The following is an 8,564-nucleotide window of genomic DNA, read 5'->3' as shown; positions in this document are numbered from 1 at the left end:
TATCAACCTCAACTTGATGAATTACAAGATTGATTAAATAATTTGCAGATTTTGTTATCGGGATATAAGTTATTTGTATAGGACTTTGACAAAAAAGAACTTTCTCAATAAAGGGGGGTCTATTCTCATGATTATTGAGAATTTTATCAATAATTTCACGAGTTTCGGTAATTTCAGCCGGGGGGCTTGACAGTGTTTTGAGTTTCGGGTATGATGATGTTATTCGTGGGAAATAGTGCACCCATATATATAGAGTTTTTAATTACTAATATTATTATTTCCATATAACCAAAATACCAAGACGTTATCTTATGTCTCAGGATAAAGATGCAATTAAATTAGATGTATAACCGGGAAAGATGGTTAAAATTACCAGATAACCAAGTAATTCAGAAACATAAAAATCAGGAATAATGCACACAGACACGATATTTTACCAAATCTTCCTGACTTTTCACACTCTATTATTTGAAATTCTGGGAGAACCCACAGAAAATGCTAAAGATTATCAATTTACTTCTGTGGAAGTGAAAGAAAAAGCATTTCGGTTTGATGGAATTTTTCTGACAGATAGTGTAGAAAAACCCATCTATTTTGTCGAAGTGCAATTTCAAGCAAAACCAGATTTTTACTGGGAATTAATAGCGGAAATGAACATTTATCTCAATCAATTTAAACCCGTACAAGATTGGCATGGGATAGCCTTATTTGGGAAACGGAGTTTAGATGTGGGGGAATTAACTGCTTATCAACAAGAATTGATTAATAGTGGAAGAATTAAACGAATTTATTTAGATGAATTACCACCAGGTTCAATTGGTATGGGGTTAATTGAGTTAATTGTCAGTAAAGAAGCGCAAGCACCGGAATTGGTGAAAACCCTCATGGCCAGAACTAAGACAGAAGTTGAGAATGACAGAGAAAAACAAGGTATTATAGAATTGTTAGAGACTGTTTTATTGTCCAAGTTTTAACAATTAAGCCGTCAGGAGATAGAAGCAATGTTTTTAGTGAGTGATATTAAGCAAACAAGGGTCTATCAAGAAGCAAAGCAGGAGGGGAGACAGGAAGGTAGACAGGAAGGTAAAAAAGATGAAGCAACAAACTTACTGCTAAGGATATTATCTAAACGGTTTGGAAAGTTAGGAGATAGTTATATTCAAAATATTAACAGTTTGAATATAGAACAACTGGAAAAGCTAGGAGAAGCATTGTTAGATTTTACAGATATTAATGATTTAGAAACATGGTTAAAATCACCAGATAAATAAGCTTATTTAATTGTCAGAATCAGGATATCCAGGATTTTAGGATTTACAGGATGTTATTGAATGATTTTTGGTGGGGAGTTGGTGATTTTTAATGGTTCATTTCTTCTTCTGCATGAAGTGTCATTACATATTAAAGTGATGTAATTTTTTCTCTTATTCTTTGTAATATTTCATCGAACATGACATGGTTTATGTTAGTTTTCAGGATAGTTTAGGTAATGATAATATCACAATCCTGTACATCCTTTAATCCTGGACATCCTGATTCTGACAATTGAGAATTTCAGATACCCAACAACTTTTAATAATCTTCTCATTTATCACATTAATTATCGCAGAAGTCGGGGATATTTAGATGGAAACTAACATCCTGTAAATCCTTTAATCCTGGATATCCTGATTCAGACTTAATAATTTTCTGTAACCCTTAAATCTTACAGTTTACAAGTCTCGACGCGAGAGAAGAGAAGAGATTAAAATACCAAGCTCCCGAAGATGCGAACCCCCACCATCCTTCTCCCACATTCCCATCCTCGCATTCCAAGCTAATTCATACTTAACAATAATAATAGGGAGGTAGGCCTCTGGTGCTTTTTTATCAAAAGTAATATCTTTGTAGTATAACCAATTCCTTTCTATATCCGTCTCCCCAAGTATTGTATAATTAGGGAAGTTAACTTTTTGTGCTTTTTCATCAAAAGTCATATTCTTGTAGCCCAAACCTCTATTTTCTTTGTTCTTCCATCCTACTTTGTCCCCAAAGGCTTCCCAGATATCCTCGTTGTATTCCCTCGTTCCACCCAAACTCTGATAAATCCGTTTTTGAACAGAAAAACCAAACTTACCATCACTGTATTTTACCCACAACTGGTCAATTGTGCTGAGGTCTTCACAGGGAAAATTATCAATACTTTCAACATCTAACCAACCTTCTTCTTCTCGCTTCGCAACCGCTAATATTACCCGTCCTGTTTCATAGTCTGCTTCTTTCCATTCCCCTTGTGCAAGTAAGTCGCACAGTTCCCTGTAGTCTATTCCACAGGATGATTTTAATTGTACTTCTTGGTTTATAGGTTTATAGGTTGAGGCGTGGAATTTTTAGGAATGAACATTTCTTTCAGCTTGGATAATAAATTTGACATTTTGGTGTAAAAGTTTCCGTTCATGAACACATTCTAAAGCTTGTCCGATTTGGTCAATGTAGCGCAAAGCTTAGGTTTCTGATAAGTAACCATTTTCAGCCGTGTAGTTTTCCACGTAAGCTGCTAAATCATCACCGTCAATGTGTTCCATCACAATAGCCCAAAGTCCATCTTCGGGAAAAATGTCGTAAACTTGGACAATATGGGGATGATAGCATTTTGATAAATCTAAGGCTTCTTTTCTAAACCTCTTTTGTCTTTCCGCAAAGTCTGGTTTTTCTAGTTGTTCGCTATAGCAGAGGAATTAAAAACTAGTATAACATCCGCGTTCATTCGCGTTCATCTGCGTTTAATTATCAGAATCAGGATGTTCAGAATTTAAAGATGTTCAGGATGATAATAATGTACTGGATTTTGGTGGATTTTTGGCAGATGAATGAAAATAATGATGTTAATAGTTGACAAGGTTACTATATATGCGCGGACAGATTTCTACTTTTAACATTAGTGTAAACGAAAATTTTCGCCTTGTCAAGTCCTCAAGTAAAATATTTTGTCTGATAGCGAAGCGTGGCGTTAGCCATATCAGGATGTTCAGGATTTAAGGATTTACAGGATGCAGTTTATAAACTGGCGCTGATGATTTTTGGAAGGTGAATGAAAATAATGATGTTAATAGTTGACAAGGTTACTATATATGCGCGGACAGATTTCTACTCTTAACATTAGTGTAAACGAAAATTTTCGCCTTGTCAAGTCCTCAAGTAAAATATTTTGGGAATCCTTGCCGATATTGCCAATGGGGCATACAATTTGCCTTTTCTCGTATATAATAGTAGATTGTGTTGAATTAAAGCCATCCCATGCCTAAACTAAAGACTCGCAAGGCTGCGGCCAAAAGATTCCGCGCCACTGGTAGCGGTAAAATTGTCCGCCGTAAACCATTCAAAAACCACTTATTAGAACATAAATCTTCTAGTAAAAAGAGCAATATGTCAAAAATGGCAGTTGTTCATGAACGGGACGAAGAGAATGTGCGCCTAATGCTTCCATATTTGTAAAAGAACACAGGTAATAAGATATGACTCGGGTAAAACGCGGTAATGTAGCTCGTAAACGCCGCAATAAAATTCTCAAATTAGCTAAAGGTTTTCGTGGTTCTCATTCCACTTTGTTTAGAACTGCTAATCAACAAGTAATGAAGGCGCTAAGAAGCGCTTACCGCGATCGCAAAAAGAAAAAGCGTGATTTTCGTCGTCTGTGGATAGCACGTATTAATGCAGCTTCCAGACAACACGGTTTAAGCTACAGCCGTTTAATTGGCAATTTGAAAAAGGCCAATGTGGAACTAAACCGCAAAATGTTGGCACAATTGGCAATTCTTGATCCCGCAAGTTTTGCTAAAATTGCAGAGTTGGCACAATCGGTTAACAGATAAAGGTGGGAACGGATGAATAACGGATGTAACAAATGGCCACATCGGAGAATTGAAAATTAAAAATTAAGAAGTTTTTTGCAGTTTTTAATTGGAGTAAAAACCTGGGCAATGATGAAGAAGTTACATCTGGTATTATCCGCTACCTTGTTATTGATGGTTTGCTTATTTTTTTTAGGTGGCAACTTGACTGTATCTGCGGCGACAATGGCGGAAATTCAGCAGCGAGGCTATCTAAATCTAGCAGTTAAGGATAACCTCCGTCCTCTAGGTTTTAGGGATGATCAAGGCAATTTACAGGGGTTAGAAATTGATTTAGCCAAACGTTTAGCCAGTGATTTATTAGGGAAAGCCGATGCTGTGAAATTGCAACCAGTAGCTAATAGCGATCGCTTACCTGTAGTATTTAATCAGCAAGTTGATTTAGCTGTCGCTGGGGTGACAGCAACAGCCTCACGTTCTCGCATGGTTAGCTTCAGTGTTCCCTACTATTATGATGGTGCGGGAATAGTTATAAAAAATACATCTATTCAAGAATTAAAAGATGTAGGAAACCGGAAAATAGCAGTTCTCAACCACTCTAGCACTATTTCTTACTTAAAATATTTTACACCATCTGCTCAATTAGTCGCTGTCAATTCCTACGGACAAGGGTGGGAAAAAATAGAAAATAATCAAGTAGATGGTTTTGCTGCGGATTTTAGCGTTCTTAGTGGTTGGGTGCAAGCATATCCTCAATATCATATACTAGCAACTAAATTATCAGCAGAACCGTTAGCTGTAGTTATGCCCAAAGGATTGCAATATGATGAATTAAGACGTAAAGTGAATGAAGCCATTGCCCGTTATACAGTTACAGGTTGGCTCAAAGAAAGGATAGAATATTGGGGATTGTAGTAATTAATCAATTAAGATCCCTAACTTATTCAAGAAGTCGAATATCTATGACCTAACAGATTTTAATTTAAGCAGTATTTGTAGACAATGGATAACAATTTAGTCATCATTTATCTCTCAACTTTTGTTGGTTTACTGGCATTTGCTGGTGTAAGTGTTTTTCGTCAAGTATTCAAAACTCGGAAACTTGAAAGCTCCCTGAATAAGTTAAAAAATAAATTAACTAAAGAAAAAGGCACGGCTCAAGAATACTATGAATTAGCTAGTATTTATTCAGAAAAAAAAGTATTTAGCCAAGCCATAGTCCTATTTCAAAAAGCTCTAAAAGCAGCCGCAGAAGAGGGAGAAGAATCTATTGCTCCTATTTACAACGGCTTGGGATATGTTTATTTTGCTCAAGAACAATATGATTTAGCAATTCGTCAGTATAAAGAAGCTATCAAATTGAACCCAGATTATGTATCAGCCCTAAATAATCTCGGACACGCTTATGAGAAGAAAAAATTGAATGCTCAAGCTTTAGAAATGTATGAAGCTACCCTCAAAATAGCACCTAATAACGCCGTTGCTAAACGTCGGGCTGAGTCTTTGCGTCGCTTAGTTTCTGTTTAGTTTTATGGTGCTATGAATTTACCGTTATCTGTCTGTGAGAAGCCCAGTTAGGCGTTAAAAAACACTTCTAAATAGACAAAACCCACCTGGGTGGGTTTCAAAAATGAAATTACTTGCCGCTGAGGTACAGAAATTCAGAATTAAACGCAGATAAACGCAGATAAACGCAGATGATTATCTTTATGGTGACAGGTTGTAAATGAGATTTCGGCTATGAAACTAAATACTATCAGACTTTTCACACCTGTCCCTAGTTTGAAGCGTATTTTTAGCTGTCTCGCGTTTTTTCAATTGTTTCAATCACTGCTAAACCTATACTAGAAAATGTCGTTAGTATAATTACTGATGCGAAAAAAGCAGTGGTCAGCATCTGGAGTGCTTGGTCAAAAAAAATATAGGTGGTCATTTGTTCACCTTCTGAACTTTAGATAGCTACTGGTACTTTTCATGAAATTCCCAGTGATTATATCTTAACAAAACTTTAGCTCTTTTATGACATGATGACAAAGTTTGATTACGAAAGATTTGATAATTTTGATAATTTTTAACTATATTCAGTGAGGTAAAATACAGAAAAATATTTAAAGTAAAAATTACAACTAATTTCGCTCTTTTTTGGCAGCAACCATGGAACTTATATTGTAGAAGATATATATTTACACATTCTTATTCTCTAGGTAGTGAAGTCTTAAATTTAGTGGAATATGGAGTTACTAAAAAAGACTAACTAATACAGGCTTGAATAGTAGCAATTACTGATTTAGCAAGACTTGGTAAATCATAACCTCCTTCTAAACCAAACATAATTTTTCTGGTGATACTCAAACAGTATTCTGTAAATAAACTAAAATCCTCTGGTTGTAAATTCACACTTGCTAAAGGATCATTAGCATTAGCATCATAACCAGCGCTGACAATCAGTAAATCTGGGGAAAAATTGTTTAAAAATGGTAATATATGTTTTTCCCATAGGGGTTGATAGACAGTAATATCACTACCAGGAGAAATAGGTAAATTTAACACATTATTGTGTAAACCTTGTTGAGAAGCATCCCCTGTACCGGGATAAGCTGGATACTGGTGAAGAGAAATATAAGCAATTTGTGGGTGAGTTGCGACTATTGCTTCCGTACCATTACCGTGATGTACGTCCCAATCTAGGATAGCAACACGCTTAATTCCCGGTTGTTGTAAAGCGTAAAAGGCTGCGATAGCAGCATTGGAAAATAAACAAAAACCCATACCCGTATCACTGACCGCATGATGTCCAGGTGGACGCGCTAAGACAAAAGCTGGGTCTGCTGTATTAATAACTGTATCAACTGCATCCAACCAAGCACTAACCGCTAACAAAGCGACATCATAACTACGGGGAGAAACGGGAGTATCCCTGTCTAAATAACCACCACCGTTAGTGGCGATATTTTTAACTTTGTTAATATAAGTTGTAGAATGAACACTTTCTATCCAAGACATTAAAGAGGGTTTTGATATAACTGGTGTAGGTAGTTTCCAGGTAATCTTTTCCGCAAAACTCGCAGTTTTTAAAGCATCAACTATGGCTGTTAACCGGGATGGTTTTTCTGGGTGGTAGATTCCAGTTTTGTGGTCTAAAAACTCATCAGAATAAATAACTTGTAACATGTTTATACATCTAGCATCTGAAAAATAATGATTGAAGTGTCGGGAAACTTCTGGAAATTATATATTAATTATACTGTTTTTTTTTGCTTGTTCATGATAGGTATAAACTAACTGCTTCACTGCAAGTAAAACCCTAAACATGAACACGAATATAGATAATTTTAACTCAGTTCGTAAACCTAAAATTTTCAATCAATCAGCCAGTTTTGTCGAAGGTTGGTATTGGGTATTACCTTCTCAATCTTTGTTTGTGGGTGAGGTGAAACCCGTGACAATTTTGGGGAGAGATTTAGTAGTATATCGTGGTCAAGACAGACGCGCGATTATTTTAGATGCTTACTGTCCGCACATGGGTACAAGTTTAGCCCAAGGTAAAATTGAAGGTAATGAATTACGCTGTGTTTTACATCAGTGGAAATTTGATGCAGAAGGTATTTGTGTTGATGTTCCCGATTTAGATGAACCCGTAGCTGTCAAAGCCAAAACTTGGCCAGTAGCGGAACAATATGGCATAATTTGGGTATGGACTGGGGAAACTCCACAACAACCCTTACCATTTGTTTTAGATTGGGAAAATCAAGAATTTGATTTTGCTCTTGGTGGGGAATTTAGTATTAATTGTCATCCTAATTTACTACTTCTTCAGGGTATTGATACACAACAAATTAATATAGTTTATAAATTGCCATTAAAGATGGTTTTGGAGAAACAAGAACTCAATCAAAATGCGATTATTTTTAATACAATTACCAATATTACTAGTAGGTCATTTTGGTTAAAACTCTACCGTAGGTTTTTTAATAGTTCCCTGAGTTATAGTATTTGTTATTGGTATGGAACAACTAGTATAATTACCTTTGGTAATGATTTAACCCATCTGCACATAATATTTACCACTCGGATCTTACCAGAAGGAAAAACTCAAGGACAAACATTATTAATGTGCAAAAAACGTCAAGGTATTTTCGGAAAGTTGATTAATAAATTGATGCTATGGGTAGGGAAAAGAATTAGTGATCGCTTACTTAAAAATCATGATCAGATATTACAAAATATGCGGTTTTATTTAAAAAATCCTATCAAAGCTGATTTGTCAATTATCCAGTTTATTAACCATTTGGAACGACAAAAACCTCTAAACCATCAAACTTGGCTATTACCAAGAGAAAAGGAAAGAGAGGAAGAAGTGCGTGAAGAGAGAGAAAAACGGGAAAAATGGCGAGATGAATTAGTTAATGACTAAAAATTTTTAATAATATTTTCTAGGCAAGTTTTTATAGCACCAATTTTCTTGCCAATTTCTTTACTTTTCGTTACTTAGGGCTTGCTGAAAAAGTTGTCTGTGAAAGCAGGGAACAGGGAACAGGGAACAGGGAACAGGGAACAGGGAACAGGGAACAGGGAACAGTTTTAACTGCTGGATATCCTCAATTTTCCAAATCCGACAAAGAAAAATGCAATTCATTTTGAGACACCATTAGCCAAAACCTGGCACTTTTTTGTGGTAAAAATCCGCGAAACCCTTATTAATAAATGGTTTTAGCTTTCTTCAGCCAGCCCTAC

General features: G+C 35.8%; 9 protein-coding genes and 1 pseudogene. 7 read left to right on the top strand and 3 right to left on the bottom strand.

From position 1 onward, the window contains the following. Positions 1-413 precede the first annotated feature (413 nt). On the top strand, positions 414-974 hold the full coding sequence (locus ACIR310F_RS23410; RefSeq protein WP_028085522.1) for a DUF2887 domain-containing protein: 561 nt from the start codon (positions 414-416) through the stop codon (positions 972-974). 27 nt (positions 975-1,001) lie between these two features. Further along, on the top strand, positions 1,002-1,271 hold the full coding sequence (locus ACIR310F_RS27185) for a DUF4351 domain-containing protein (protein ID WP_231387631.1): 270 nt from the start codon (positions 1,002-1,004) through the stop codon (positions 1,269-1,271). 441 nt (positions 1,272-1,712) lie between these two features. Here the strand turns inward: ACIR310F_RS27185 and ACIR310F_RS24675 are convergent, their stop codons facing one another. Together ACIR310F_RS24675 and ACIR310F_RS27180 are read right to left on the bottom strand one after the other, a co-directional pair. Next, positions 1,713-2,291: a GUN4 domain-containing protein gene (locus tag ACIR310F_RS24675; RefSeq protein ID WP_231387634.1), complete on the bottom strand. Its 579-nt coding sequence runs from the start codon at positions 2,289-2,291 to the stop codon at positions 1,713-1,715. A gap of 192 nt (positions 2,292-2,483) precedes the next feature. Then, positions 2,484-2,618 (bottom strand): annotated as a pseudogene (locus ACIR310F_RS27180) (serine/threonine protein kinase); the annotation flags it as partial. Positions 2,619-3,276: 658 nt separating this feature from the next. On the opposite strand from ACIR310F_RS27180, the gene rpmI reads away from it, so the two are divergent. From rpmI to ACIR310F_RS0120895, 4 genes are all read left to right on the top strand, one after another. Beyond that, the gene (gene rpmI / locus ACIR310F_RS23400; protein ID WP_028090710.1) at positions 3,277-3,474 is read left to right on the top strand and encodes a 50S ribosomal protein L35; all 198 of its coding nucleotides are present in this window, start codon (positions 3,277-3,279) and stop codon (positions 3,472-3,474) included. A gap of 20 nt (positions 3,475-3,494) precedes the next feature. Then, the gene (gene rplT / locus ACIR310F_RS0120905) at positions 3,495-3,851 is read left to right on the top strand and encodes a 50S ribosomal protein L20 (protein WP_028085520.1); all 357 of its coding nucleotides are present in this window, start codon (positions 3,495-3,497) and stop codon (positions 3,849-3,851) included. Between the two features lie 108 nt (positions 3,852-3,959). Then, positions 3,960-4,745, top strand: coding sequence for a transporter substrate-binding domain-containing protein (locus ACIR310F_RS0120900; RefSeq protein WP_035368674.1), 786 nt, complete (start codon positions 3,960-3,962; stop codon positions 4,743-4,745). An 87-nt stretch (positions 4,746-4,832) separates the two neighbouring features. Next, positions 4,833-5,357, top strand: coding sequence for a tetratricopeptide repeat protein (locus ACIR310F_RS0120895; RefSeq protein WP_028085518.1), 525 nt, complete (start codon positions 4,833-4,835; stop codon positions 5,355-5,357). A gap of 723 nt (positions 5,358-6,080) precedes the next feature. On the opposite strand, the gene ACIR310F_RS0120890 is transcribed toward ACIR310F_RS0120895, so the two are convergent. Beyond that, positions 6,081-7,001, bottom strand: coding sequence for a histone deacetylase family protein (locus tag ACIR310F_RS0120890; protein WP_028085517.1), 921 nt, complete (start codon positions 6,999-7,001; stop codon positions 6,081-6,083). 139 nt (positions 7,002-7,140) lie between these two features. Here ACIR310F_RS0120890 and ACIR310F_RS0120885 point away from each other — a divergent pair, with 139 nt between their 5' ends. Then, positions 7,141-8,244: an aromatic ring-hydroxylating oxygenase subunit alpha gene (locus tag ACIR310F_RS0120885; RefSeq protein ID WP_028085516.1), complete on the top strand. Its 1,104-nt coding sequence runs from the start codon at positions 7,141-7,143 to the stop codon at positions 8,242-8,244. The last annotated feature ends 320 nt before the right edge of the window (positions 8,245-8,564 follow it).

The sequence above is a fragment of the Dolichospermum circinale AWQC310F genome, from assembly GCF_000426925.1.
Taxonomy (GTDB): Bacteria; Cyanobacteriota; Cyanobacteriia; order Cyanobacteriales; family Nostocaceae; genus Dolichospermum; species Dolichospermum circinale.
Note: the sequence above shows the minus strand (reverse complement) of the source record. Positions and strands in the feature narration are given on the sequence as shown.

Bases quoted from the DNA above. Each gene is read 5' to 3' on its own strand.
- ACIR310F_RS0120900 (WP_035368674.1), top strand. From the start codon at position 3,960: ATGATGAAGAAGTTACATCTGGTATTATCCGCTACCTTGTTATTGATG.
- ACIR310F_RS0120890 (WP_028085517.1), bottom strand. From the start codon at position 7,001: ATGTTACAAGTTATTTATTCTGATGAGTTTTTAGACCACAAAACTGGA.
- rpmI (WP_028090710.1), top strand. From the start codon at position 3,277: ATGCCTAAACTAAAGACTCGCAAGGCTGCGGCCAAAAGATTCCGCGCC.
- rplT (WP_028085520.1), top strand. From the start codon at position 3,495: ATGACTCGGGTAAAACGCGGTAATGTAGCTCGTAAACGCCGCAATAAA.
- ACIR310F_RS0120895 (WP_028085518.1), top strand. From the start codon at position 4,833: ATGGATAACAATTTAGTCATCATTTATCTCTCAACTTTTGTTGGTTTA.
- ACIR310F_RS0120885 (WP_028085516.1), top strand. From the start codon at position 7,141: ATGAACACGAATATAGATAATTTTAACTCAGTTCGTAAACCTAAAATT.
- ACIR310F_RS27185 (WP_231387631.1), top strand. From the start codon at position 1,002: ATGTTTTTAGTGAGTGATATTAAGCAAACAAGGGTCTATCAAGAAGCA.
- ACIR310F_RS23410 (WP_028085522.1), top strand. From the start codon at position 414: ATGCACACAGACACGATATTTTACCAAATCTTCCTGACTTTTCACACT.